Source organism: Sphingobium sp. Ant17, from assembly GCF_000588875.1.
GTDB lineage: Bacteria > Pseudomonadota > Alphaproteobacteria > Sphingomonadales > Sphingomonadaceae > Sphingobium.
In genome coordinates this window covers 1-25,007 of record NZ_JEMV01000064.1, presented here as the reverse complement: position 1 = coordinate 25,007, position 25,007 = coordinate 1, and the positions used below count along the sequence as shown (strand labels likewise).

Here is a 25,007-nt window from a genome sequence, read left to right as displayed (position 1 = left end):
CGGGCTGGTACATCCTCCCGGCTCGTCTGCGCGTCGGGCCCGCACGCGCCAAGTATAAGGTAGGAAGCCAGAATCACCGTCGTCTGCACAAAGTTCGTCATCGCACCACCATAGCGACCAATATACTCAGACCAACCCCGGCAATCCTGTGGAAGAATTTTGAAGCAAGCATCGCCGATCAGGCTGGGCCAGGAGAGAAATGGCGCAACCCATATGCCTGTTCGTCGTCACCCCGATCGCTATCGAGGTTTCCCCGCACGACTGCGGCCTCAGCTGCTCGCCGCATCGCTGACAGCGTTTTTTTCGCCCGCCCCGCATGCCAAAGTCCTGAAATGCATGAGATCCCTTATATCCACTATGATATTGGCGCCCTCTCCATAGATTCTGCACGGCATTGCCTCTTCTGGCTGGCCCTTATTCAATTTTTGATCAGACTTGTTCGTTGCTGTTCGGTGAGAGATAAGCGACTGGGCCGATGCATCGTTCCTGCTTTTGATTCATTTTGACCGACAAAAATGCGGGTGCAGCGGCGTTCTCGTCCAGTGAACAAAAATCGCCCAATTCTTAACAATCGATATTCCCGCACGCCTTTACCACATGCCCAATCGGTCACCGCCTTATGCAAGAGGGTGAGGTGACGCGCGAATGGACCCGTGGCCGCCGGGCTCTTATGGTTTAATGGCGTTTGGGAAAACAAGCTGTTGTTGGAGATGCCGGGCTTGCCCTTATGGCGCTCGGGGCTACTAGTCTGTTGGATCGCTGCCTTCACCTCCATCGTGTGGCGTTGCTTGGGCGCAGGAACTAATACCAACCTGCATTGATCACGACCCACGTGCCCATTTGCGGCGTCCAATTGTCATGATGCGCCAGGGCTGATCGATCAGCCTGTTCCAGGCTTCGCAGCAAAGGTCGACGATGTTGTCGTGGGACGTGAAGATGCGGTTGGATAGCCAGTTATCGCGCATGAACTGCCAGATATTTTCGACCGGGTTGAGTTCAGGACATTTTGGCGGCAGCGGAACGATGCTGATATTATCGGGTACTTCCAGCTTCCCGGTCATGTGCCATCCGGCTGATCCATCAGCAGCACGCCGTGGGCACCTGGTTCGATAGCGAGCGATATCTCCGCCAGGTGCAGCGACATGGTCTGGGTATTACAGAAGGGCAGGACCAAGCCAGCGCCCTTGCCAAGCTCAGGGCAGATAGCGCCGAAGATGTAGGCTGATTTGGTCCTCTGATCCTTGGGCGCTGAAGGCCGGGTGCCGCGCCTGGCCCAGCGGCGGGTGATCTTGTTTTTCTGGCCGATACGGGCCTCGTCCTGGAACCATACCTCTATGGGCGTGTCGCGCGGGAGGATCGTGCCCCACAACGTGGTGTAGGTTCGCTGGGATAGCCACAGCGACCTCCGGCTAAGCCGGGCTGATCATGCTGCCATGGCAGGCAACGTGATGATGGGATTATCGCTTAAACCTGAGACGCTCTCAAGTGTCATRTAGCGGCAGCGTTGGACGGCCCATTCGTCGTTCTGTTCCAGAAGGATAGCGCCGACGAGACGGGTAATCGCCTCTTCGTTGGGGAAGATACCGACAACATCGGTGCGCCGCTTGATCTCGCCATTGAGCCGCTCGATCGGATTGTTGCTGTGCAACTTCGTGCGGTGTTGGGCTGGGAAGGTCATGTAGGCCAGCACATCCTCCTCGGCGCTGTCCATCAGAGTAGCGAGTTTTGGCACGGTAGGGCGCAATTGATCGGCGACGCTACGCCATTGGGCCTTTGCGGCCTCTGGAGTTTCCTGGGCGAAAGCGGTGGCGATGAATGCCGACACGACCCGGCGTCCACTCTTGCCGGCATGGGCCAGCGCATTGCGCATAAAATGAACCCGGCATCGYTGCCAGGTGGCGCTGAASACTTTGGCGACGGAGGCTTTTATGCCTTCATGGGAATCTGAGATCACCAGCTTCACGCCGCGCAGACCGCGACGGGCAAGGCTGCGCAGAAACTCGGTCCAGAAGACCTCCGCTTCGGAATGACCGATCGCCATGCCGAGCACTTCGCGCCGGCCATCGCTGTTGACGCCGACGGCGATGATGACGGCGACCGAGACAATGCGGCCAGCCCGCCGCACTTTGATGTAGGTCGCGTCCATCCAGAGATAGGGCCAGTCTCCTTCGATCGGACGATCGAGAAARGCCTTCACCCGCTCGTCGATCTCCACGCACAGTCGGCTGACCTGGCTCTTTGAGATCCCACTCATGCCCATGGCTTTGACCAGATCGTCCACAGAGCGGGTCGAGATCCCCTGGATATAAGCTTCCTGGATGACGGCCGTCAGTGCCTTCTCTGCCATACGGCGGGGCTCCAGAAACCCTGGAAAATATGTTCCCTTGCGCAGCTTGGGGATCCGCAGCTCGACCGTGCCTGCCCGCGTCTCCCAGTCCCGATCCCGATAGCCGTTGCGCTGCGCGAGGCGCTCGGGATCCTTATCGCCATAGGCCGCGCCCGTAAGGTCGCCCACTTCCAGCTCCATCAGCCGCTGCGCGGCAAAGCCGATCATATCGCGTAGAAAATCGCCGTCGGCTGTCTTCCCAACCAGGGCGTGCAGGTCCATCTTGTCATTGGTCATCGGTGGTCTCCGTAAGTTGAGTCTYGCAACCCAAACTTATCCGAAGTTCGCCGGTGACCACCCGCGAAACTGACCGGCCGCTACAGCGCTTTATCGATGAGCGCGCGTCCGGTCAGCTTCGCTACCCTCAAAACCTACACCACTTAACGTAATCGCCACACTCGACCTCCGCTTTGTTGCGGTAGGATGTCATTGCCGCTTCGGCGCTCGGCCGGAGTCGAACGTGGAGGACGTTATGGGAGTTTTTGCAGCACTGGATGTGTCACAGGAGGAGACGGCGATTTGCCTGGTTGGGGCGGAAGGTGAGATTCTCGCGGAGGCGAAGGTGCCGACCTGCCCTGACGCGATAGCCGACTGGCTAGCGAAGCGCGCCGCGGATGTCGAACGGGTGGGAATGGAGACAGGTCCCCTTGCCGTCTGGCTCTGGAACGCGCTGACGAAGCGGCGTGTCCCGATCATTTGCCTGGATGCGCGTCACGCTAATGCGGTCCTCAAAATGATGCCAAATAAAACCGACAGACATGATGCTCGCGGCTTGGCTCAGATTGTCCGCACAGGTTGGTTCAAGGCTGCCCGGATAAAGAGTCATGAGGCCTATGTTAACCGGGCGATGCTGACAGCGCGCGATACGCTGGTTGGCATGCGTGTGAAGCTTGAAAAATGAGATCAGAGGGTTGCTGAAAAACGTTTTTGGCGTGATGTTCGGGAAAAACGGGGTTGGGGGGCTTCAAAAACGCCGTGCGACGGAGATCATCACAGGCGAGCTGGCAGTCGCACCGGAGCTCATACCTATCTTTGAAGCGTTGATGCACGCCCGGAGTGAAATTCTAGCCCGTATTGCCGCTCTCGATGGCAAAATCCGGGCGGTAGCCAAACAGCATGGTACGGTACGTCTYTTGATGACAGCGCCGGGAGTCGGACCGATCACCGCGATGGCGGTAACTGCAGCATTCGACGACGCCGAACGCTTCAACCGATCTTCCAGCGCGGGGCGCTTATCTCGGTCTGACGCCAAGGCGCTACGAATCTGGCGAAATCAGCCGGAACGGGCGCATCTCGAAAAGCGGTGACAGGTTCGCTCGAAAATGCCTGTACGAAGCAGCAAATGCGATCTTGTCTCGAAAGCTTGGCGTCCCTCGCCTGCGTGAGTGGGCACAGGCGATCGCAGGCCGAACCGGGCCTCGCAAAGCGAAAGTCGCCCTGGCCAGGAAGCTGGCGGTAACATTGCACGCAATGTGGCGTACCAACACGACCTTCCGGGAGGCGGCCATGGCCTGATCCAAATCCGAAGCAATACGCTGAACTCAAGCGCGACAGAACGCGTCCCGCTGGGACGCTTAGCGAGGGTGAGATCGTTCCCGCGAGTGCGGCACGGACCGCGCACACCACTTAGATTCACCCTACTTTGAACGCTAACATGCGGCGTCCAGCGCGACGACCGCGGAGAGAACCCTGGAGCCCAGCGCGCGTGACGAACCGCAAAGAGGTCAGCTGTTGACAGTGGCGATTAGAGAACGCGCCGGGACACGACCTTTGTCGCGCCCCGGCTTCATCTGTTCGCCCTGTCTGGATTCCGTCCCAATCATCCGTGCGTTGTTCAGGACATGTGAAGGCGGCCGTGTCGGCGGTCCGGGCCGGCACGATGGCGATATGATCCCTTCCCGACGGTCTCGGCATACGTAACCGCCCGTATTTCTACCTTTGACCCTGCTCCATAGTCTTGGTTCCGAAGAAGCGATTTCTTCGCCGCCGGATGTTCCCGCGGCTGGTCCTGGCTACTGAAGGAACTCAAAATGTTGAAAAAAAAGATCACTCTCGCTCTGGCAGGCATCGCCCTGCTCGCCGCAACGCCGAGCCTTGCCCAGGGTATCGGCCACAGCTTCTTCATGCGCGGCTCGATCGTCGACACCGATGCCACCGGCACTGTCGTGTGCGTCGGCAAGGCCGATGGCGCCACGGTCGGCCAGGTGCTCGATGTCTATCGTGTCACGACGCTCCCGGGTCCGTCGTCCAGCAAGGGCACCGGCCCGATCTACCGCCGCGAGTTGGTCGGGAAGGTGACGATCGACCATATCTTCGATGACCATTTCGCGCATGTCAGCGTCACCGACGGCACGCCCGCCAAGCATGACATCGTCGAGCTGAAGAACTGACGAGCCGTGGGGACGCAAGTCGTCCCCACCACTTCCCGCCTTACGGCACGGACAGCGCTCGAAAGGCGATTCTCGGGGCAAGGCCAGAACAATGCGGACACAGCGCAACAAACTCCTTGACCCTGGACCATGGTCCAACCCGCATGAGGCAGGGCGACAATGATACAGAATTTTAGAATCGGCGAGTTGGCAGGTGCTGCTGGCGTGCGGAGGGACACCATCAGATATTATGAACGAACCGGTCTGCTCCCGTCCCCGCAACGCACTGCTGCAGGCTATCGTCTCTACGACGGCTCCGACCTTCGGCGGATCAAGTTCATCCGTTCGGCCCAAAAGCTCGGCTTCACGCTCTCGGAAACACAGACTCTGCTCGAACTCCAGAATTCCGATACGGCGCGCGCATCCGATATTCTCGCCGTTACGCTGGTCAAGTTGCGGCAAGCCGAAGCCAAGGTCTCGGACCTCAATACGATGCGCGAGATCCTCGAGCGTCTGGCTGCAGCGTGTCCTGGAGACGCCGACAAAAGCGAATGCCCGATTTTGGCGTTCCTGTCCTCGGACAATCCGTTCGAGTCGACGGAGTTAGACAACAACAGGTCTGCATCAGGAGTGGACACTACCTACTAACAGGGAGAACTGGCATGAAACCTTATATTGTTCTTGGACTTGTTCCGCTCGCGCTGCTCGGCGCCTGTGCGACAGTGCCTCCGACACCTTCCCAGGTTGCCGCCTGCGAGGAAATGGAACGCGACATGGGCCTCTCCACGCCGCATGACCATGGCGAAATGAAGCAGCAAGGGCGCAACCCCATGAACCTGTCGCATGATCGCTGCCAGCAGATCCTGAAGCAGCGCTGATCAGTGCAATCCGCCGGACCGAAGTGCGGGCGTTAAAAGCCAGGCAACAAGGTTCGGCGGACCTTCGAGACCTAAACCAACGCAATTGGGAAGATTCCATGGCCATGCTTTCGGAAAACAAGAGGCGTGCCACCGATGCCGACCGCCGGCCAGAACCCGCGATCCAGCAGCTGGCCACGGCGTGCGCCACAATCCGCGCGCGCGGGACGGACACGCCCATCTCATGCAATCAGCGAGGCTACCGGAATGAGCGTGTCGCTGAACTCCTTCTGGTTACCCGCACACCGGACGGATTAATGCATCCTTCTTACCGGCCCATCAACCCATCGGGACAGGTCCCATGGTAAATCGGATTTGGGTCGCAGCCCCCCTCACTTTCTGGTTGCTCCTGCCTCAGGCTGCTCCGGCGCAAAGTCCCACCGAAGCTGTCGTTACGCGCGAGCAGACTGCGAGCCTTCCCTCCCCACTGCGGATATCCGACGTCACGACCATTGCTCTGCAAAACCGGGCAGAAGTAACCGCTGCAAAAGCCCGTGCCGATGCTCTTGCTCAGCGCCCCGCCATTGTGTCTTCCCTCGAGGATCCAATGGTGTCGGTGTCGGTCGACCATTACCCGTTCAGCGCGATGATGGATGGTGGACGGCGCTACGATCGAAGCATCAGTGTCGAACAAAAATTCCCATTGTCGGGGATTCTTTCCCATCGACGCTCCGCCGCGCTTGCGGAGGCCGAGCGTGCAAGGGCGCTTGCGGGCGTGACTGAGCTGGATGTTGTGCTCAATGCTCACCGCGGATTCTTCATGCTGCTAGAACGCCGACGGATGCAGCCTGTCGTCGATGAACAAATCACTCTGGCGAGCTTGCTGGTGGATGTGGCAGCGAGCCGCTATGCAAGCGGCGCTGGAGCACAAGCAGATATCTTGAGGGCCGAAGCGGAAGTCGCCCGTCTCAAGGCAAGACGGCAGTCGCTGGACGCCCAGATTCGTAGCGCAGAGGCGATGCTCAACGCGGGACTCGGCCGCCTTGTGGATGCTCCGGTTCCGGAACTACACTATCAGCCGAGCCTGGCCGAACCGGCGTCAATTGCTGAAGTACTCGAACGGGCCACAGAAAGCCGGCCAGAACTCGCCGCTGGAGCCGCGGAAGTACAGCGCGCAAGGGCTGAGACCCGGGCAATGCGTTCGATGTACAAACCGATGGCGACGGTACGAGCGGGATACGCGGAGACCATGGCCGAGGGGCCTGGGGCAATGCTGATGGTCGGCATAAGCGTGCCAATCTGGCGGAAACGCCTCAGCAGCGGCGTCGCAGAGGCACAAGCCATGGAGCGCATGGCAGACGCCGATCTGGAGGCAATGCGCCGTATGAATTCAGGTGAAGCGCTCGCTGCGCGGGAAGATGTTGTAGCTGCTCGGATACAGGTCAATCTGCTTCGCCAGGACGTCCTTCCCCGCTCCAAAGTGGCGGTGGATGCCGCGCTCGGCGGCTATTCATCGGGCCAAGGCTCGCTCATCGCGGTCATCGAGGCAGCGCGGGGGCTTTGGCAAGCGCAGGGGGAAGAGGTCATGGCCGAATCGGCATTGGGCGAGGCTTGGTCGAGGCTAGATCGAGCGACTGGTACCAGCGCGCGAGTGCGCCCGTGAAGACCTATTCAGGCCGCGCCCTCATCGCCAGTGCCCTCATCCCGGTGGGGGTACTTGTCACACTTCTCCTTGTTCAGGCCCAGCGCGAGAAATGGCCGTTCTCGCCGGAACACCAGACGAACGACGTTGGTCATAGCAGACCCGCAGCGGGGAAAACCGAAGGATCCCGCGCCGCAGCAGCGCGCGTATCAGTAGAATTGACAGCAAAGCAGCTTGAGATGCTCGGCGTCCAATTCGAGACTGCTGAGGTCCGGAAACTCGACGAAACCGTTCCTGCTGTCGCTTCTGCCGTGATCGATGAATCCCGCATCGTCGAGGTCCACCCACGTGTATCAGGCTGGCTTGAGCAACTCTATGTGCGGACTACCGGCCAGAACGTGGGGGCAGGACAGGCGCTTGGTGCGGTATTCTCTCAAGAATTGTACGCCTCCCAACTCGAATATCTGGCCGCCTTGCGGCGCGCCGGCACCGCCCCTGCCAGCGTCGTGTTGGCGGCAGGTCGGACCCGCCTCAAGGTGCTCGGAATGAGCGAGGCAGAAATCAGGCGGATCGAAAGAACCCGCCAGGCCGACCGGCTTGTGACGATCGCGGCGCCCCGGAGCGGTTTTGTACTGGACCGCGGGGCCACCCAGGGCATTACCGTCGATCCTTCAACCAACATTCTATCGATCGCGGACGTGACGCGGCTTTGGATCATCGCCGAAGTCGCGGAAAGCGATGCGGCGAGGATTCACGTAGGTTCGAGCGCTTCGTTGACATTCCCCCTGTCGGGCCGACCACCATTTATCGCCCGCGTGGAATTCATTTATCCGACACTTACCGAACGCACCCGATCCGTCCGGGTCCGCATGGCCGTGCCCAATATCGGTGGAGCCTTGCGCCCGGGCATGTACGGGAGCGCGCAAATCTCGGCCGCCCCTCGATACGTACTCACCATCGGCCGCGATACGGTGGTCGATACCGGAATATCACAGCATGTGTTCGTGCGTGGCGCTAAGAACCAGTTTGAACCCCATCCGGTCAAGCTCGGCACTCGTGTAGGAGATCGTGTGGAAGTACTGGAAGGGCTTGTTGTTGGCGAACAGGTCGTTTCCGCAGGCGTGTTCCTCCTCGATTCCGAAAGCCGATTACGTGCATCGGGTGCAACCGGGCATGGGGGCCACGGTGGCGGTTCCCAACCCGCGCCAAAGAGGGAAGGAAACGCCCCGCCAACAAAAGCGCCTGCACAACATGAGCATCAACCATGATCGAGCGTATCATCGAATGGTGCGCGCAGCGGCGTTGGATTGTGTTGGCAATCACGCTCGTCCTGGCAGCCTGGGCCGTCGACTCCGTGCGCAAGACACCGCTCGATGCGCTGCCGGACCTTTCCGATCCGCAAGTGATTGTCTTTACCGACTGGATGGGCCGCAGCCCCAATCTCGTCGAAGACCAGATCACCTACCGCTGGTGCGAACCCTGCAGAGCACGCCAGGAGTTCGCACCGTTCGCGGATATTCGATGTTCGGAATGAGCTTCGTCTATGCGATTTTTGGGGATGACACGGATATCTACTGGGCTCGCACCCGGGTCTTCGAACAGATTGGCCGTGTGCAGCAACAATTGCCTGCTGGCGTAGTACCTACGCTCGGTCCGATGCGAGTGGGGTGGGCTGGATTTATCAATATGTGCTCGAGGACACCTCAGGGCGCATGAACTCCGCCGACTTGCGGGCCCTGCAGGACTTTACCGTGCGCCCGGCACTCCAAGGAGTGAAAGGGGTCGCGGAAGTTGCCTCGATGGGCGGCTTCGAGCGCCAATACCAGATCTTGTTGGATCCAAACAAGCTCGCGTCCTTCGGGGTCACCCCGGTCGACGTTTCGCGCGCAGTACGCGATGCGAATTCGGAAGTCGGTGCCCGCGTCCTTGAAATGAGCGGGCGTGAATACGTCCTGCGCGGACGCGGCTATGCCAAGACCCTGCAGGACCTCGAACAAAGCGTCATTACCGTCGCCGATGGTGGAACGCCGATCCGCGTGCGTGACGTCGCAAGTGTACAATTTGGTCCGGAGATTCGACGCGGCACCGCGGACCTTGATGGTAAGGGCGAAGCGGTCGGCGGCATTGTGGTCATGCGACTGGGCTCAAATGCGCAGGATGTCATTGAAGCGCTTAAAACGCAGATTGGGCAGTTGGCGATGCCTCCTGGCGTGCGCCTCAAGACGACGCATGACCGATCGGAATTGATTACTGGGTCCATCAAGACGTTGACGGATACTCTGATGATCGAAGGTGCGATCATCGCGATCATTTGCCTCATATTCCTAATGCACGGCGGATCAGCCTGATCGCGCTCATTATCCTTCCGATGTCGGTGCTGCTGTCATTCATCGGAATGCGCTATCTTGGCATCTCCGCCAATATCATGTCGCTGGGCGGCATCGCGATCGCGGTTGGCGAATTGAGTGACGCTGCGATCGTGATGATCGAAAATGCACACAAGAGACTTGCGGAGAATGGAAGACCGGAAGACCGAGTCCGTGTGATCGTGGATTCTGCAAAGGAGGTTGGCAAACCAATCTTCTATTCCCTTCTGCTGATCACCGTCAGTTTTCTGCCTATTTTCACGCTGAGCGGGCAGGCCGGAAAGCTCTTCATGCCGCTGGCCTATACCAAGACGCTGGCCATGTTCTTTGCTGCAATTCTTTCAATCACGCTCGCACCGCCACTGATGATCTGGCTATTGCGTGGGCGTTTCCGCACAGAGGCAGAAAACCCGCTCAACCGCGTCCTTGCGAATGTCTATCAACCGATCGCGCGCTTCATCATCCGCTGGCGCCTCGGCGTGGTCGTCGTTGCGGCTCTGGTGATGGTCGCGACCGTTCCTGTCTTCATGCGCCTGGGCTCCGAATTCATGCCGCCGCTCGACGAGGGATCGTTGCTGGTGATGCCCACGACATTCCCCGGCATCTCGATAGAGGAAGCCCGGCGAGCACTGAACACCCAGCATCGGACCATCATGGGCTTCGGCGAAGTGGCCATGGTCCATGGCAAGGCGGGACGCGCCGAAACCGCGACTGACCCGGCGCAGCTCGACATGAGCGAGTCGGTGATCACCCTCAAGCCTCACAATGAATGGCCCACGATCCCTACGAAACGCTGGTATAGTGATTGGGCGCCATCGTGGCTCCAGGAAGGTCTGAGAACAATCTGGCCGGACCGCAAGCAGCGTACCGTTTCGGAACTCTCGCGTGATCTCGACGCAGCCTTGCGGATGCCCGGCTATCAAATGGCGATCGCCCCACCGATCCGGACCCGGATCGATATGCTCACAACCGGAGTGCGAACGCCTGTCGGCATCAAGGTGTTTGGCCCGGATCTCCAGGGCATCGAGCGTTTGAGCGTCGCCCTTGAAGGTGTTCTGAGGACGGTCCTGGGTACGCGCAGCACCTTTGCCGAACGCCAGAGCGGCCGGGAGTATATCGACATCGAACCAAGGCGCGATGCAATTGCGCGTTACGGCCTGACGGTGCGAGACGTTCAGGATCTGATAGAGGCGGCGATCGGGGGAATGCCGGTGTCCACCGTCATTGACGGTCGAGCCCGCTACTCCGTCAACGTGCGCTATGCAGCCGACTTCCGAGCCGACCCGCAGGCCCTGAATGCGCTTCTGGTCCCGATCCCCCCAACCCGGACCTTGTCGTTCGCCGCCGCTCGAACGGCCGGCAGCGGTACTTCGCCGGCACCTCGGAGCCAGGTTCAATCCGGCAGCAGCGGGACGGACACCATGGGCAGCATGAGTGGCGGTGGCTCTGGCGGCAGTGGCATGCCCCAAACCAGCGCTCAGATGAGCGGGACGGCGCCCACCGGAGCTGAGTGGGACAACGGACAACAGGCCGGCTCGGTCGTACCTCTGGGGGCACTCGCGAATATCAAGGTCGTCACCGGTCCTCCGATGATCAAGAACGAAAATGGCACGTTGGTAGGTTACGTCTTCGCCGACATCGACTCTTCACAGCGCGATCTCGGCGGATGGGTCAATGACGCCAAAAAATTGTCTCAGACCAGATCGAAGTCCCACCGGGCTATCGGTTGCAGTGGACCGGGCAGTACGAGTTCATGGCCGAACTGACTTCCCGCCTGCGGACGGTCGTCCCCCTGACGGTCGTCCTGGTCGGTCTGTTGCTGTACCTGTCGATGGGTGGCTGGCAGCAGACCTTGCTCGTCATGCTTAGCCTTCCGTTTGCCGTGGCCGGCAGCATCTGGCTTCTGGCGCTACTCGACTACAATCTTTCGACTGCTGTGTGGGTTGGTCTGATCGCCGTAGGAGGCGTCGCGGCGCAAACCGGCACGGTGGTCGTCGTGTATCTCGACCAGGCATATGCGGAAGCAGTGAAGCAGGATCGGGTGCGTACCGCCGAGGATATAGATGCTGCGGTGCTGGAGGGTACTTCAAGGTGCCTTCGCCCCATGCTGATGACCGTCGCCACAACGGTCTTCGGATTGATGCCGCTCCTTTGGGAATCGGGCGTGGGTGCAGATCTTTCTGCCCGCACTGCTGCTCCGGTAGTCGGCGGCCTCTGGTTCTGCATGTTCCTGACTTTGCTCGTCATACCCGCCGCATATGCCATATGGCGGCACTCGCAGATTAAGGCGCCAGGCACGGTCCGGAGCGACGCGTGATGTCGTCAGAACCCGATGGAGTAAAGCCGTCCGTCAATGGACTAACGAGTGCTGCGGCGGCACGCCTTCTGGATGAAATTGGTCCAAATGAATTGAGGGTGAAGTCGGAAAAGCCAGCTTGGCGCCTTCTCGTCGCCCAGTTCAACAGTCCCGTCATCTGGATGCTGTTCGCCGCTTGTGTCGTGTCCACCCTGGTCGGCGAAGTCCTTGATGCCGCAGCGATCGGCACGATCGTCGTTATCAACGGACTGGTAGGCTTCTTTCAGGAGTATCGAGCGGAGAAGGCAGTCATCGCCTTGAGAGCGATGACTGCCCCTCGCGCCCGTGTCATTCGCGACGGCCGGACACAGGCGATTGCCGCTGCCGCCGTAGTACCCGGCGACTTGTTGTCACTCGAGGCAGGCGATGTGGTCGCCGCTGATGCGCGGCTGCTGGAGGCAAATGTCCTGAGTGCGATGGAAGCCGCGCTCACGGGAGAGAGTACGCCCGTCACCAAGACTGCGCAGCCAGGCGTTCCCAATGCGCCGTTGGCCCAGCGCAGTGACCATGTCTTTGCCGGGACAGTTATCGCGACGGGTACCGGGTTCGCACAGATCATCGCGACGGGGATGCATACCGAACTCGGACGAATTGCCGGTATGCTTGCTGCCGCAACAGACGAGTCCACTCCGCTCCAAACACGCCTTGGGGTACTTAGTCGCCGGCTGATGATCATTTGCCTGGGGATCGTCATTGCCGTTGCCGCCCTGGGCTGGCGCCAAGGCTTGACAGGCATGGATCTGCTCTTGCCTGCCATCTCCCTTGCCGTCGCTGCAGTACCTGAAGGATTGCCCGCCATCGTGACGATTGCACTGGCGGTCGGCATGCAACGGATGGCCGCTCGCCATGCGCTCGTGCGGCGCCTGACCGCTGTCGAAACTCTTGGCTGCGCGACGGTCATATGCACGGACAAGACCGGAACATTGACGACAGGAATCATGGCAGTTCGGGAGGTCTGGGGCCAGGACCACCTGCGCGTACTCGAAACGGCAGTGGGCTGTTCGGACGCTGAGCTTTCCCTCGACGAACAAGGCGGAATCGGGGACCCGACCGAGGTTGCTATCGTAGTGGCCGCAGCCAAGCGCAGCATACGGCTGATCGAAATCGAAGCCGAACGCCCGCGGGCATCGGTCTACCCCTTCGATGCAGACCGCAAATGCATGTCGATCTACCGCATGGATGGGATTCTCTATGCAAAAGGTGCCGTCGAGGCGATCTCGGAACGCGCCACGGTGATTCCTCCCGGGGCGGGCGAAGCCGCCGCCGATATGGCCGCACGCGGATTGAGGGTTCTGGCGATTGCGATCGGTCGGGTCGACCGTGAAACAGACCTGGAGTTGATCGGTCTGCTTGGCATAGCGGATCCACCCCGAACCGAAGCGATCGACGCAATCGCCCGAGCCAAGGCGGCCGGAATCCGGACAGTCATGATCACCGGCGATCACGAGTTGACAGCCCATGCGATTGCGCAGGAAATGGGCATCCTGCAGCCGGGACAAGCTGCGGAAGACGTGGTGCACGCTCGCGCGACGCCGGAAGACAAGCTGCGCATAGTCCAGGAGTGGAAGTCACGCGGTGAGGTCGTCGCCATGACCGGCGACGGCGTAAATGACGCACCGGCATTGCGCGAAGCGCATATCGGCATCGCAATGGGCCGAACCGGAACGGAGGTCACGCGCGAAGCGGCCGACATCGTTTTGGCGGACGACAACTTCGCAACGATTGTAGCCGCAATCGAAGAGGGTCGGAGCATCTTTGAGAATATACGCAAGTCCACTGCCTATCTCGTTGCCGGCAATATGGCGGAACTCGCTGTCGTATTTGTCGGAGCAGCCCTCGGCTTTCCGACGCTTCTTCTGCCGATTCACTTGCTTTGGATTAATCTGGTAACCGACGGTCTTCCGGCTCTTGCGCTGGTGACAGACCGAGGAACTTCCACCGTAATGAGCCGCCCGCCCCGACCAGTACACGAACAAATCCTTGGCGGCCCCGAATGGCGACATATCCTTCTGGCAGGCGCCATTCAGATGATTTGCGTAATGGGGATATTTCTGTGGGCGCGGGATACGCGCGATCTCGATGAGGCGAGAAACCTTGCCTTTTCCGTACTCGTCTTCGGCGAATTGCTTCGCGCCTTTTCTGCCCGTGACCCCGACCGGCCCTTTTGGGAAGTGGGGCTGTTCAGCAACATGAAACTGTTACTGATTGTCGTGGCGTCACTCCTGGCCCAACTCGCCATCCATCATATGCCCGCAACCCAGGAAATCTTCCAGATCAGCGCGCTCTCGCTTGCCGACTGCGCCCTTTCACTCGGCGTTGGTGCGCTACCGTTATTGGTTCTGGAAGTGGAGAAATTGGTGAGACGGCGCTTCCCTTAAACGGCATGGCTGTGAAGGGCTTACAGTGTGGGCGGCCTAACCTCGACGCAGATGAAACCCCGCGGTCTTCCAACCGCAGACCAAATGCATCACGCTAGCCACATCATCTTGCTCTTTTCGATCGCGGGTTCAGCTACCACCTTCGCCCAGATGCCGGTAGCACGACTTCTCGCAGCCATCATATGAGCGCGGTCCGATAGTGATCCCCGATACGCGCGCTATGTACCTGCCTTGCACAGACACAAATGGAGCGCGTCGAGCAGCCGTTCGTCGGTAATCGGCTTCTCGATCAATGCCGAAAAACCACACCGAAGCGACCTTTGCTGAAGATCGCGCTCGTAACGACCGGCAATCAGGATTGCCGGCGCAGACCAGTTGCGATTGCGCAACGCCTCGAGAAGCGCGAATCCATCCAGATCAGGCATGACATAATCCGTGATCAAGCAAGTACCGCGTTCCAGCGCACTATCCGCGAGCAACTCGGCGCCCAGACTATAATCACGGACGTCATAGCCCCTCGCCCGGAGAAACATGGCAACCGACCGCCGCACTGCCTTATCGTCATCCACGAGCAACACGCAGTGTGCCGGGGCCTTGGGTTCGCGCACGTAATTCACCTAATATCCTCGACAGCCTGACACGCGCTTTGAAGGAAAAGACTATCGCGACGGCGAGTCGAGAATAATAGATACGATCCCTATCTGGCGATCTGCCCGCGACTAGGAAGAGGGACCAAGACCGGCTACCAGGGCGATCCGCAACGCTGCCGGCAGTGTGCTGACGTGCAGCTTTTCCATCATGTTCGCCCGGTGGATTTCTACGGTCCTGGGGCTGATCCCGAGCTTGATGGCGATCATCTTGTTGGTCTGGCCGGCGGCCAGACCTTCCAGAATATCGCGCTCGCGGCCGGTAAGGCATTCCAGACGCAGTGCCGCGCTCGCGGCTGTCAATCGCTGACTCTCGGCCTTGCTCAACAATGCAAATGCCTCTTCAAGCGCCGGCATGATCGTCGCGTGATCGAACGGCTTTTCGATGAAGTTGTGCGCTCCACGCCGCATCGCTGTCACGGCTGTGCCGATGTCTCCATGTGCTGTCATCACCACGATCGGACTTTTGAAATCCGTCGCCTGCAACCGCTCGAGAACGGCGATGCCATCGATCTCGGGCATACGCACGTCCAGCAGGACGCAACCAGGACCCAGCGACGGCGCCGCCTCCAGAAACGTCAATCCAGAAGCATAGCTGTCGGCGAGATAACCACGAGTCCGCAGAAGCATGGCAGTGGAACGACGCACGGCGGCATCATCATCAACGATATATACGCGCTGCTCAACGCTCATCGTTCATTCTCCGGGGCTGTCGACGCGCGTGATCGTGAACCGGAAGATCGTACCGCCAGGGGATTGGCTTTGGCCCAGAGGAGACCGCCATGCGCTTCGACAATGGTTTGCAGATCGACAGACCCACGCCGAGGCCATTGGCCTTGGTGCTGACAAAAGGCTGGAACAGTTGCGCGGCGATCTCTTCCGGAATGCCTGGTCCGGTATCCGCCACAGCGAGTTCGACTATCTCTGCGCCGGCTGCCCGCGTCGAAATGGCGAGCAGGCGCGTCTTGCTCGGCTCCATTGCCTCCACGCCGTTTCGAATCAGGTTGAGCAGGATCTGCTGGATCTGAACCCGATCGACAAGCACGCGCGAAACCGTTGAGTCCAACTCCATCTGGACGCGGATTTGTCGCTGGCTCGCGCCGACGAGTGCGAGTGCGACTGCCTCTTCGATTAACTTGGAGAGGCTGACGATCTGATAATCGATTTCGCCGCGTGCGACGAAATCGCGCAGCCGCCTAACGATCTGGCCTGCGCGAACAGCTTCCTGCACGCCGTCACTCAGAGCATCGCGCGCCTCGAGGGTTGCGTGAGGTTGCTCGAGCCTAAGGAGGGCCTGAGCGGCCATGACGTAGTTCGCGACAGCCGTCAGCGGCAGATTCAGTTCATGCGCGAGCGTGGATACCATGGTGCCCATCGCGCTGACCCGGGCCACATGGATCAGTTCTTCCTGCAGGTCCTGCAGACGTCTCTCGATAGCCTGATGGGCGGTGAGATCACGAATGAAACCCGTAAAGACGCGGCCCGCCGGTGCCATGGCCTCGCCGATCGCCAGTTCCATCGGAAATATGCTGCCATCGCGCCGTTGGCCGGAAACCACGCGCCCGATACCGATGATCCGACGCTCACCTGTTCTCAGATAACGCGCGATATAGCCATCATGTGCCTCGAAGTGGGGCGAGGGAACCAGTAGATTGACGTTCTGGCCGAGAACCTCGCGTTCTTCGTATCCGAACAGCCGCTCGGCCGTAGTGCTGAATGATTGAATCAGGCCCTTGTCGTCAATGACGACCATGGCATCCGGGACTGTGTCCAGAATGGATCGCAGATGCGCTTCTCTAAGTTCTAGCGCGGTCTGCACACTACGCTCTTCGCCGACGTCGCGGATCGAAAGACCAAATCCGGTCAGGGGCCCGCTGTCATCGCAAAGCGGATAGACCGTAACCTTGGCGAGAAGGATCGTTCCATCCTTGCGGACGCAGGGTCCCTCATTTTCAGACCGTCCGTCTTGCGCCGCGATTTCGAGCAGCCGAGCATCATCGTGATCGGTCGAGCTACCGTCCGGATGGAGGATCGACAAATATCGACCGATCGTCTCTGCTGATTCCCAGCCGAAGAGACGTTGGCAGCCACCGTTCCAACTGGCGATCCGCCCCTGTCTGTCGATCACCATTGTGGCATCGTCGTCCATGCGGTCGATGAAGCGGATCAACTGGTCCGCGAGCCATCGATCAGCGTCGGGAGGCGGCGCGGAATCGCCGGATCGCGTGTCTCCCGTCTGCATTTCGCCCCCATCGACCATCCGCTAAGCCCAAACCTGCACCGGCAGATTTAATCGGCTTCACATTGGCCTTACGCATGCGGGGCGGTTTGCCCTCACATCTGGGACTATTTTTTCCTTCGGGTGGGTGGGCGGGCGATGTAACACTGCCGCAGAAGAAAAATGGTCGATGCCGCTGGTCGAAAGCTAGGCATCTAGTGAGGTCGGACGCGCGGCAGCTTCCATGGAAGGCCCGCGATATCGATCCTCAATCTCTCACCTCCAAAGCACCAACAGACTTCGGTCCACACCGTCGAACCGTGAGAACGGACCATCGGCGTCAATCGTGGCCACACTGATCCGCCAGGCAAACCCATCCTCATTCACCAGGGAGGGCGGCCCGACTGCCAATTCGCGCGTCGCACCGCCGCCATCGCGCCAGCGGCGCTCGGGCTGATCGGCGAAACGGATCATTCCGTTCATGCAGTGCCGAGGATGCCGGGCAGATCGAGCCCCTTCGCACGTGCGCAGTCACGCGCAACGTCGTAACCGGCGTCGGCGTGGCGCATGACGCCGGTGGCGGGATCGTTCCACAGGACCCGTTCGAGACGGCGCGCGGCATCCTGCGTCCCGTCGGCCACGATCACCATGCCGCTATGCTGGGAATAGCCCATGCCGACACCGCCGCCATGGTGGAGCGATACCCAGGTCGCGCCCGACGCGGTGTTGAGCAGGGCATTGAGGAGCGGCCAGTCGGAGACGGCATCCGAACCATCCCGCATCGCCTCGGTCTCGCGGTTGGGGCTGGCGACCGAGCCGGAGTCGAGATGGTCGCGGCCGATGACGATCGGCGCCTTCAGCTCGCCGCCCGCCACCATTTCATTGAAGGCGAGACCGAGGCGGTGGCGGTCGCCCAGGCCGACCGAGATAGAGCCATGCTGATCGCACCTTGGCGAGCGGAGCGCCGGGCCAGATGAGCGATGTTCGCGGCGACATGGTTAGGTTTCTTCCATCGCCTACATAGGCTCGGAGCGACGCGGCTTCCATTCAGCAACGGACCCGTAAAGCGTCGGCAGCATCAGCTAAGTTCAAAGCATTCCTCTCGTCGAACCTCAGGTCTTGTTCATTTGTGCCCGTGCCGGTGATGGAGGTCGGGATAATGCGGGTGCGTATGAATCAGTCGGGCATGCGCGTGACGATGGACATGCGGTTCGCCCGTCGGATTGCCGGGGCCGTGCGGGTGTCGATGATGCGCGTCATGGAAATGGGCGTGGGTGTGCTCCATCGGCTGATGGACGTGATCGTGTTCGTGCCGCTCGAACAGGTGCAGCCATAGCCCGATCCCCATCAGCATGGCTGCCGCGACAAGTTGGACCGTGACCGCCTCGCTGAACAACAGCAGCGCCAGCAACGCGCCAATGAACGGCGCGGTCGAGAAATACGCCCCCGTCCGCGCGGTGCCGAGGAACCGGAGCGCCAGCACGAACAGCACAAGGCTGACGCCATAGCCCAAAAATCCGACCACACCCGCCGCCAAGGTCAGCGAGAGTTCCGGCAAGCGGGCGCCGAGCAATAAGGCCAATGTCAGGTTGACCGCGCCCGCCGCCAGGCCCTTGACCATCGCAATCTGGACGGGATCGGAGCCGCTGACCTTGCGGGTGAGGTTGTTGTCGATTCCCCAGGCGAGACAGGCCCCGGCAATGGCGAGCGCGCCAAGACCCAGGCCACTGAATCCCGCACCCGCACCGGAGCCGCCCTGCCACGACAGGATGATCGCGCCGGCAAGGATCGCCAGCGCGCCGAGCATCAGGCGGCGATCGACATTCTCGCGGAACACGGTCCAGGCGATCGCCATCGTGGCCAGCCCTTCGAGATTGAAGAGCAGCGCAGCCGAGGATGCGGGTGTGATGGCCAGGCCGATCATGAGCAGCAGCGGTCCCGCGACGCCGCCCGACAGGATGACCAAGACCATCCAGCCCCAATCGCGTCTGGCAAGCGGCGCTTCGCTTGTCGGTCGTCCGATCGCGCGCCGGCCCAGCGTGACGATGGCGAGGCCGATGCCCGAGCCAAGATAGAGCAGCCCTGCCAGAAGCCACGCGCTGACCCCGCCGCCGAGCAGCGCCTTGGCGAGCGGCGTGCTCGCCCCGAACAGCGTCGCCGAACCGATGGCGAGCGGGCGCCCGGCCAGGCAACCCAGGATCGAACGGACATCATCACGCTCCCGCCGGGCTTGGCGCCGACTCGGATGGTCGGGCGGCTCCTCGCCCATGCACCAACCGGTATAGCGCAGGCAGCACCAGCAACGTCAGCAGCGTCGAGGAGACGATGCCGCCGATGACGACGGTGGCGAGCGGACGCTGCACCTCCGCACCCGCACCGACATTGAACGCCATCGGCACGAACCCCAGGCTTGCGACCAGCGCGGTCATCAGCACCGGCCGCAACCGGGTCAGCGCGCCCTCGCGGATCGCGTCGTCGAGCGGACGGCCCTCGGCGATCAACGAGCGGATGAAGCTGAGCATCACGACGCCATTGAGCACCGCCACGCCCGAGAGCGCGATGAACCCGACCCCCGGCCGAGATCGACAGCGGCAGCCCCCGGATCAGCAATGCCGCGACCCCGCCGGTCAGCGCCAGCGGAACGCCCGAGAACACGATCGCAGCGTCCTTGACCGAGCGGAACAGCCAGAACAGCAAGCCGAAGATCAGCAGCAGTGCCGCGGGCACCACCAGCCGCAGCCGCTCGGCAGCCGAGATGAGCTGCTCGAACGTGCCGCCATAGCTGACCCAATAACCCGCTGGCAGTTCGACCTCGGCATCCACCTTCGCGCGCAGCTCGGTCACGAACGAACCGAGATCGCGGCCACGGACATTGGCGGTGATGACCACGCGGCGTTTGCCGTCCTCGCGGCTGATCTGGTTGGGGCCGGTGACGACCTCGACCCTGGCCACATCCTCCAGCGGCACGAACCCGCGCGGGCCCGCGCCGCCCGCCGGAAGGGGTATGCGCAGCCGACCGATCTCGTCGACGTTGCGCCTGATATCTTCGGGCAGCCGCACGATGATAGCGAACCGGCGGTCGCCCTCGAAGATCTGTCCGGCCTGCTTGCCGCCGATCGAGACGGCGACCACGTCCTGCACGTCGCCGACATTGAGCCCGAGGCGAGCGAGCGCGGCGCGATCCGGCGTGATCTGGAGAACCGGAAGCCCCGTCACTTGCTCGACGCTGACATCGGCCGCGCCGGGGATGCCGCCCACGACGCCTTCGATCGCCTGGCCCGCGGCAAGCAGTTCCTCGAGATCGTCGCCGAACACCTTGACCGCGACATCGGCGCGGACGCCGGAGAGCAACTCGTTGAACCGCATCTGGATCGGCTGTGTGAACTCGTAATTATTGCCGGGGATGGTGAGCGCTGCCGCGTGCATCTCGGCGACGAGCTGGGTGCGCGGCTTCCTCGGGTCGGGCCAGTCCTTGCGATCCTTGAGCATCACGAAGGTGTCGGCGACCGAGGGCGGCATCGGATCGGTCGCGACCTCGGCGGTGCCGATCTTGGCGACGATCCGCTCGACCTCGGGGAAGCGTTTGAGCCTGGCTTCCAGCGCGCGCTGCATCTGCACCGCCTGGCTCAGACTTGTGCCGGGGATGCGCAGCGCGTGGAGCGCGATGTCGCCTTCGTCGAGATTGGGCACGAACTCAGACCCCATCCGGCTCGCTCCGAATCCGGCGAGCGCGACCAGTGCGATCGCGCCGATGACGAACACCGTGCGCAGGCGCAGCGCCGCGTCGAGCGCGGGGGCGTAGAGCCAACGGGCGCCGCGCATCAGCCAGCTGTCCTTCTCCTCCACTCGGCCGGTGACGAACATCGCCACCGCCGCCGGCACAAAGGTCAGCGACAGGACCAGCGCCGCGGTCAATGCGATGACGACGGTGATCGCCATCGGATGGAACATCTTCCCTTCGACGCCGGTGAGCGCAAAGATCGGCACATAGACTAGGGTGATGATGAGCACGCCGAACAGCGACGGCCGGATTACCTCGCTCGCCGCCGTGGCGGTCAGTGCAAATCGTTCCTCGCGGTCGAGCAGACGCCCGAGCCGGTGCTGCGCCTCACCGAACCGGCGCAGGCAGTTCTCGACGATAATCACCGCACCGTCGACGATCAGGCCGAAGTCCAATGCGCCGAGGCTCATCAGATTGCCCGACACCTTCGACTGGACCATGCCGGTAATGGTCAGCAACATCGAGAAGGGGATGATCGCGGCGGTGATCAGCGCGGCGCGGATGTTGCCGAGCAGCAGGAACAGGACGACGATCACCAGCAGGGCGCCTTCGAGCAGGTTCTTCTCGACCGTCGAAATAGCCCGCTCGACCAGTTCGGTGCGGTCGTAGATCGGCGAAGCGATCACACCCGCCGGCAGCGCCTGGCGGCTACTTCGAGCCGTTCGGCTGATGCGCGGGCGACAATCCGGCTGTTCTCGCCGGCAAGCATGAAGACGGTCCCCAGCACGACCTCCTGGCCGTCTTCGGTCGCCGCGCCCGTGCGCAGTTCCTCGCCCATGCCGACATCGGCGATGTCGGCGATGCGGATCGGCACACCGCTGCGATTGGTGACGATGATCGATTTGAGATCGTCGATGCCGGCTGCCTGGCCGGGCACGCGGATCAGATATTGCTCGCCATAGCGTTCGACATAGCCGGCGCCGACATTGGCGTTGTTCCTGTCCAGCGCGTCGACCACGTCGTTCATGGTGAGACCGTAGGACGACAGCCGATCGGGCAGCGGCGTCACATGATATTGCCGCTCGAACCCGCCGATCGAGTTAACCTCGGTGACGCCAGGCGTGTTGCGGAGCTGGGGGCGGATCACCCAGTCCTGCAGGGTACGCAGATCCTCCGGCGTGTAGCCCGTGCCGTCCGGCTTGCGTGCGTTCGGCCCGGCCTCCAGCGTATACATGAAGATCTCGCCGAGGCCGGTGGCGATCGGTCCCATTTCGGGTGTGGCGCCTTCGGGCAATTGATCGCGTGCGGTCTGGAGCCGTTCGTTGACGAGCTGGCGCGCGAAATAGATGTCGGTGCCGTCGGCGAACACCGCCGTCACCTGGCTGAGGCCATAGCGCGAGACCGAGCGGGTATATTGCAGCCCCGGCAAGCCAGCGATCGCCGTCTCGACCGGGAAGGTGACGCGCTGCTCTGCTTCCAGCGGCGAGAAGCCGGCCGCCTCGGTGTTGATCTGCACCTGGACGTTGGTGATGTCGGGCGTGGCGTCGATCGGGAGGCGCTGGAAGCTCCAGACACCGAGCGCGGCCGAGGCGAGGACCAGCGCCAGCACCAGCCAGCGCAGCCGGATCGAGCCCGCGATGATGCGGTCGAGAATGCCCGGACGCTCGGTGGGTTGATCAATGGTCATGGCTGGCCCCCGACTTCTCGATGTCGGCGCGGATCAGGAAGGCACCGTCGACGACATATTCGGTGCCCGGTTCGAGACCGCCCAGCACCTCGGTCCATTCGGGCGTGCGCCGCCCAAGCTCCAGCATTCGCACCTCATAGGTGTTGCCGACCTTGGCGAAGACCACGGTGAAGTCGCGAAAGCGTTGGAGCGCCTTGGTGCGCACCGCGAGGGCGACCTGCGCCTGAGCGACGGCGAACGAGCCCTCGACCCCCATGCCCGGCCGGAAATCGCGCGCAGCGAAGGGCGGCAGATGGACATGCGCCATCAGCGTCTGGCTCGCGAGATCGGCGGTCGGCAGTATCGCCTCGACCTTGCCCGACAACCGCGCCTCGCCGGAGAGGCTGCGCAACGCGACGGACTGGCCGACCCGCACGCGCTCGGCGTCGCGCGGATAAACGAAGAACTCGGCGTGGAGCTGGGTCGGATCGGCGATCACGAACAGCGCACGGTCGGCGGTGACATCGCCGACATTGGTGTTCTTCTCGATGATGATCCCGCTGATCGGCGCCGGAACCGCATAGGTCTGGAGCGAATGGCTGGATTCGACGCGGAGCAGGGTCTGCCCCTTGCGCACCGCCTGGCCGAGTTGACCCGACATCCAGACGATCTGTCCGGGCAGCCGGGCGCGGACATCGGCCTTGCCGTCGGGCGTGATCTCGACCCGGCCCGCCATGTCGACCAGCTCGCTGACGGTCGCCGGACCCGCGACCTCGGTCTTGACCCCGCCCGCCTGGGCGGCAGCGGCCGAGATGGTGGTGCGCCCCTCATAGGAGGCATAGGACCAGTTGTGGGTCCGCCCGCCTTCGACCGCACGAACCTTCACGTCGAACGAGTGCGGCTCATGCACGACGCCGTTGCCCAGCAGATAGTCCTCGCGCGGGGCGAAGGCGAAGCGATCAGCTTTGCCGCCGAGCCGGCCCAGCTCGACGCTGAGCTGGACTTCGCCGGGAGGCACGGGCTTGTCCTTGCGATAGGCATAGACGTGGAATTCGGGTTCGACGCCGTCCTCGAAGATGGTCATCTCGATCGCGGAATCGCCGTCGCGCAGCATCCGGCCGCGATGGGGGCCGCGCTCATACCCGGCGGTCGCCGCGGCCGGCTCGCCGGTGGGTTCGGGAGGCGCTTCGCCGCAGGCGGCAAGCAGGGTGCAGGCGAGAATCGCCGCGGTCAGACGGATCTTGGACAATCGGAACATCAGCGGTTCTCCACGCTGGCGATAAGGGAAGCGTGGCGACCGCCGAGGCGGTCGAGGCGCACGCCATCGAGATGGAAGCGCCGGAGCAGATCGATCCGGCGCGTGCGCGCGTCGATCACGGCCCTCTGAGCTTCGGCGACTTCGAGGTAGGTGAAGGCGGTGCCGCCACGGTTGAAGCCGTCGCGGACCATCACCACCGCCCGCTCGGCGCTCGGCAGTACTTCGGCATCGATGCGGGCAATCTCCGCGGCGATCGCCGCGCGCGACGCGGTCAGCCGGTCGGCCTCGCGCTTCTGGTCGATCCGGGCCACGGCGATTTCGGCCTCGGCGGCGAGCCGGTCGGCCCGGGCGCGTTCGACATTGGCACGATTGGCTCGCCGTCCGCCGAGCGGGATCGATCCGCCGGCAACCAGCGCCACCGCATTGCCCTGCCCGAAATGCCGCACCCCGGCGCGAACGGTCGGATCGGTGATCCCGCGTGCCTGCTCCAGCCGGATGCGCGCCTCGGCGGTATCGCGCTCCGCCGCCAGCAGTGCGAGCTCGGGCATGGCGTCGTCGATCGGCACGCTAAGATCGAGACGCCCGAATGCCGCGGCATCGAGCGCGAAATCATCGCTGCCGCCCCAGTAGGAAGCGAGGTTCGCGCGGGCGATGCGGGCAGCCTCGACGGCCTGGTCGCGGGCGATCCGCGCCTGTGCCACCGCCGTTCGCGCACGCTCGCCGACGAACAGCGGATCGAGCGCACGCCCGACCCGCCTGCCAACATCGCGCTCCACACGCTCGGCGAGCGCGAGCCGGTCTTCGGCGACCATGATGGCCGCCTGCGCCGCCTGTGCTTCGACCCAGGCAGCCTGAACCTGTGCCAGCAGGTCGAGCGTGCGCAGCCGTCCGCGCTGCTGCGCGAGGCTCAGTTCAGACTGTGCAACGCCGGTCCGTGCCTCGCGCTTGCCGCCGCGCTCCCAGATCCGCTCATAATAGAGCGTGGCCTGCGAGCGATCGACCGGCGAATAGGGACCGGTGCCGGCGAAGTCCTCGAGGTCGACCCCAACCACTGGACGCGGCCCCACATCGGCCTGGCGGACGCCGGCCTCCGCGGCCGTCACGCGGGCAGTGCTTGCCGAGCCGGTGGGATCGCGGGCTGCC

General features: G+C 62.2%; 22 protein-coding genes and 3 pseudogenes. 13 read left to right on the top strand and 12 right to left on the bottom strand.

The window, feature by feature from the left end; all coding sequences use genetic code 11:
- Nucleotides 1-418 precede the first annotated feature (418 nt).
- From BF95_RS27550 to BF95_RS20305, 3 genes and pseudogenes are all read right to left on the bottom strand, one after another.
- Nucleotides 419-775 carry a hypothetical protein gene (locus BF95_RS27550; protein ID WP_152542868.1) on the bottom strand — a complete coding sequence of 119 codons (357 nt, stop codon included), beginning with the start codon at nt 773-775 and terminating at the stop codon, nt 419-421.
- 46 nt (nt 776-821) lie between these two features.
- Nucleotides 822-1,339 (bottom strand): annotated as a pseudogene (locus tag BF95_RS20310) (IS630 family transposase); the annotation flags it as partial.
- 84 nt (nt 1,340-1,423) lie between these two features.
- The gene (locus BF95_RS20305) at nt 1,424-2,623 is read right to left on the bottom strand and encodes an IS256 family transposase (protein WP_043153915.1); all 1,200 of its coding nucleotides are present in this window, start codon (nt 2,621-2,623) and stop codon (nt 1,424-1,426) included.
- Nucleotides 2,624-2,846: 223 nt separating this feature from the next.
- Between BF95_RS20305 and BF95_RS29705 the strand changes: the two genes are divergently transcribed.
- The 13 genes from BF95_RS29705 (at nt 2,847) to BF95_RS20260 (ending at nt 14,354) form a co-directional block, all read left to right on the top strand.
- Nucleotides 2,847-3,287, top strand: a complete 441-nt coding sequence (locus BF95_RS29705) for an IS110 family transposase (protein WP_235209900.1) — start codon at nt 2,847-2,849, stop codon at nt 3,285-3,287.
- Nucleotides 3,277-3,693 carry a transposase gene (locus BF95_RS30420; RefSeq protein ID WP_268747188.1) on the top strand — a complete coding sequence of 139 codons (417 nt, stop codon included), beginning with the start codon at nt 3,277-3,279 and terminating at the stop codon, nt 3,691-3,693. The genes BF95_RS29705 and BF95_RS30420 overlap by 11 nt, the downstream gene beginning before the upstream one ends.
- Complete coding sequence (locus tag BF95_RS29700) at nt 3,629-3,901, top strand: transposase (RefSeq protein WP_327195488.1); 273 nt, start codon at nt 3,629-3,631, stop codon at nt 3,899-3,901. Before BF95_RS30420 ends, BF95_RS29700 begins: the two co-directional genes overlap by 65 nt.
- A gap of 515 nt (nt 3,902-4,416) precedes the next feature.
- Nucleotides 4,417-4,776, top strand: coding sequence for a hypothetical protein (locus BF95_RS20295; protein ID WP_043153914.1), 360 nt, complete (start codon nt 4,417-4,419; stop codon nt 4,774-4,776).
- A gap of 159 nt (nt 4,777-4,935) precedes the next feature.
- Nucleotides 4,936-5,403 (top strand): heavy metal-responsive transcriptional regulator, encoded by a 468-nt coding sequence (locus tag BF95_RS20290; protein WP_051520154.1) that lies wholly within the window; start codon nt 4,936-4,938, stop codon nt 5,401-5,403.
- 14 nt (nt 5,404-5,417) lie between these two features.
- A complete protein-coding gene (locus tag BF95_RS20285; protein WP_043153912.1) occupies nt 5,418-5,633 on the top strand; it encodes a hypothetical protein in 216 nt (71 codons plus the stop codon).
- A gap of 340 nt (nt 5,634-5,973) precedes the next feature.
- Nucleotides 5,974-7,275, top strand: coding sequence for a TolC family protein (locus tag BF95_RS20280; RefSeq protein ID WP_043153911.1), 1,302 nt, complete (start codon nt 5,974-5,976; stop codon nt 7,273-7,275).
- Nucleotides 7,272-8,522, top strand: a complete 1,251-nt coding sequence (locus BF95_RS20275) for an efflux RND transporter periplasmic adaptor subunit (protein ID WP_152542866.1) — start codon at nt 7,272-7,274, stop codon at nt 8,520-8,522. The genes BF95_RS20280 and BF95_RS20275 overlap by 4 nt, the downstream gene beginning before the upstream one ends.
- Complete coding sequence (locus BF95_RS25795; RefSeq protein ID WP_051520153.1) at nt 8,519-8,788, top strand: efflux RND transporter permease subunit; 270 nt, start codon at nt 8,519-8,521, stop codon at nt 8,786-8,788. Before BF95_RS20275 ends, BF95_RS25795 begins: the two co-directional genes overlap by 4 nt.
- 133 nt (nt 8,789-8,921) lie before the next feature.
- The gene (locus BF95_RS30415; RefSeq protein WP_051520152.1) at nt 8,922-9,602 is read left to right on the top strand and encodes an efflux RND transporter permease subunit; all 681 of its coding nucleotides are present in this window, start codon (nt 8,922-8,924) and stop codon (nt 9,600-9,602) included.
- Nucleotides 9,603-9,622: 20 nt separating this feature from the next.
- Entirely contained in the window at nt 9,623-11,386 is a 1,764-nt protein-coding gene (locus tag BF95_RS25785) for an efflux RND transporter permease subunit (protein WP_051520151.1), read from the top strand.
- Nucleotides 11,347-11,937 carry an efflux RND transporter permease subunit gene (locus tag BF95_RS20265; RefSeq protein WP_161774373.1) on the top strand — a complete coding sequence of 197 codons (591 nt, stop codon included), beginning with the start codon at nt 11,347-11,349 and terminating at the stop codon, nt 11,935-11,937. The genes BF95_RS25785 and BF95_RS20265 overlap by 40 nt, the downstream gene beginning before the upstream one ends.
- Nucleotides 11,937-14,354: a cation-translocating P-type ATPase gene (locus tag BF95_RS20260; RefSeq protein ID WP_081764240.1), complete on the top strand. Its 2,418-nt coding sequence runs from the start codon at nt 11,937-11,939 to the stop codon at nt 14,352-14,354. The genes BF95_RS20265 and BF95_RS20260 overlap by 1 nt, the downstream gene beginning before the upstream one ends.
- Before the next feature lie 218 nt (nt 14,355-14,572).
- Here BF95_RS20260 and BF95_RS20255 read toward each other — a convergent pair whose 3' ends face one another.
- From BF95_RS20255 to BF95_RS20215, 9 genes and pseudogenes are all read right to left on the bottom strand, one after another.
- Nucleotides 14,573-14,962 (bottom strand): response regulator, encoded by a 390-nt coding sequence (locus BF95_RS20255; protein ID WP_043153922.1) that lies wholly within the window; start codon nt 14,960-14,962, stop codon nt 14,573-14,575.
- A 111-nt stretch (nt 14,963-15,073) separates the two neighbouring features.
- Nucleotides 15,074-15,694 carry a response regulator transcription factor gene (locus BF95_RS20250; RefSeq protein WP_043153906.1) on the bottom strand — a complete coding sequence of 207 codons (621 nt, stop codon included), beginning with the start codon at nt 15,692-15,694 and terminating at the stop codon, nt 15,074-15,076.
- Nucleotides 15,684-17,243: a PAS domain S-box protein gene (locus BF95_RS20245; RefSeq protein WP_235209899.1), complete on the bottom strand. Its 1,560-nt coding sequence runs from the start codon at nt 17,241-17,243 to the stop codon at nt 15,684-15,686. Before BF95_RS20245 ends, BF95_RS20250 begins: the two co-directional genes overlap by 11 nt.
- A 252-nt stretch (nt 17,244-17,495) precedes the next feature.
- On the bottom strand, nt 17,496-17,693 hold the full coding sequence (locus BF95_RS20240; RefSeq protein ID WP_051520148.1) for a HutD family protein: 198 nt from the start codon (nt 17,691-17,693) through the stop codon (nt 17,496-17,498).
- A gap of 5 nt (nt 17,694-17,698) precedes the next feature.
- Nucleotides 17,699-18,142, bottom strand: a pseudogene (locus BF95_RS20235) (urocanate hydratase); the annotation flags it as partial.
- Between the two features lie 200 nt (nt 18,143-18,342).
- Nucleotides 18,343-19,488, bottom strand: coding sequence for a DMT family transporter (locus BF95_RS20230; RefSeq protein WP_081764238.1), 1,146 nt, complete (start codon nt 19,486-19,488; stop codon nt 18,343-18,345).
- Nucleotides 19,433-22,627: pseudogene (locus BF95_RS20225) on the bottom strand (efflux RND transporter permease subunit). Before BF95_RS20225 ends, BF95_RS20230 begins: the two are co-directional and overlap by 56 nt.
- Nucleotides 22,617-23,864 carry an efflux RND transporter periplasmic adaptor subunit gene (locus tag BF95_RS20220; RefSeq protein ID WP_043153903.1) on the bottom strand — a complete coding sequence of 416 codons (1,248 nt, stop codon included), beginning with the start codon at nt 23,862-23,864 and terminating at the stop codon, nt 22,617-22,619. Before BF95_RS20220 ends, BF95_RS20225 begins: the two are co-directional and overlap by 11 nt.
- Nucleotides 23,864-25,007 (bottom strand): TolC family protein (locus BF95_RS20215; RefSeq protein ID WP_043153902.1); only part of this gene is annotated, 1,144 nt, incomplete at its 5' end. The genes BF95_RS20220 and BF95_RS20215, both read right to left, overlap by 1 nt.

Bases quoted from the DNA above. Each gene is read 5' to 3' on its own strand.
- BF95_RS20280 (WP_043153911.1), top strand. From the start codon at position 5,974: ATGGTAAATCGGATTTGGGTCGCAGCCCCCCTCACTTTCTGGTTGCTC.
- BF95_RS27550 (WP_152542868.1), bottom strand. From the start codon at position 775: ATGGAGGTGAAGGCAGCGATCCAACAGACTAGTAGCCCCGAGCGCCAT.
- BF95_RS20245 (WP_235209899.1), bottom strand. From the start codon at position 17,243: ATGCAGACGGGAGACACGCGATCCGGCGATTCCGCGCCGCCTCCCGAC.
- BF95_RS25795 (WP_051520153.1), top strand. From the start codon at position 8,519: ATGATCGAGCGTATCATCGAATGGTGCGCGCAGCGGCGTTGGATTGTG.
- BF95_RS20285 (WP_043153912.1), top strand. From the start codon at position 5,418: ATGAAACCTTATATTGTTCTTGGACTTGTTCCGCTCGCGCTGCTCGGC.
- BF95_RS20250 (WP_043153906.1), bottom strand. From the start codon at position 15,694: ATGAGCGTTGAGCAGCGCGTATATATCGTTGATGATGATGCCGCCGTG.
- BF95_RS25785 (WP_051520151.1), top strand. From the start codon at position 9,623: ATGTCGGTGCTGCTGTCATTCATCGGAATGCGCTATCTTGGCATCTCC.
- BF95_RS20290 (WP_051520154.1), top strand. From the start codon at position 4,936: ATGATACAGAATTTTAGAATCGGCGAGTTGGCAGGTGCTGCTGGCGTG.
- BF95_RS20220 (WP_043153903.1), bottom strand. From the start codon at position 23,864: ATGTTCCGATTGTCCAAGATCCGTCTGACCGCGGCGATTCTCGCCTGC.
- BF95_RS20295 (WP_043153914.1), top strand. From the start codon at position 4,417: ATGTTGAAAAAAAAGATCACTCTCGCTCTGGCAGGCATCGCCCTGCTC.
- BF95_RS20240 (WP_051520148.1), bottom strand. From the start codon at position 17,693: ATGATCCGTTTCGCCGATCAGCCCGAGCGCCGCTGGCGCGATGGCGGC.
- BF95_RS20230 (WP_081764238.1), bottom strand. From the start codon at position 19,488: ATGGGCGAGGAGCCGCCCGACCATCCGAGTCGGCGCCAAGCCCGGCGG.
- BF95_RS20260 (WP_081764240.1), top strand. From the start codon at position 11,937: ATGTCGTCAGAACCCGATGGAGTAAAGCCGTCCGTCAATGGACTAACG.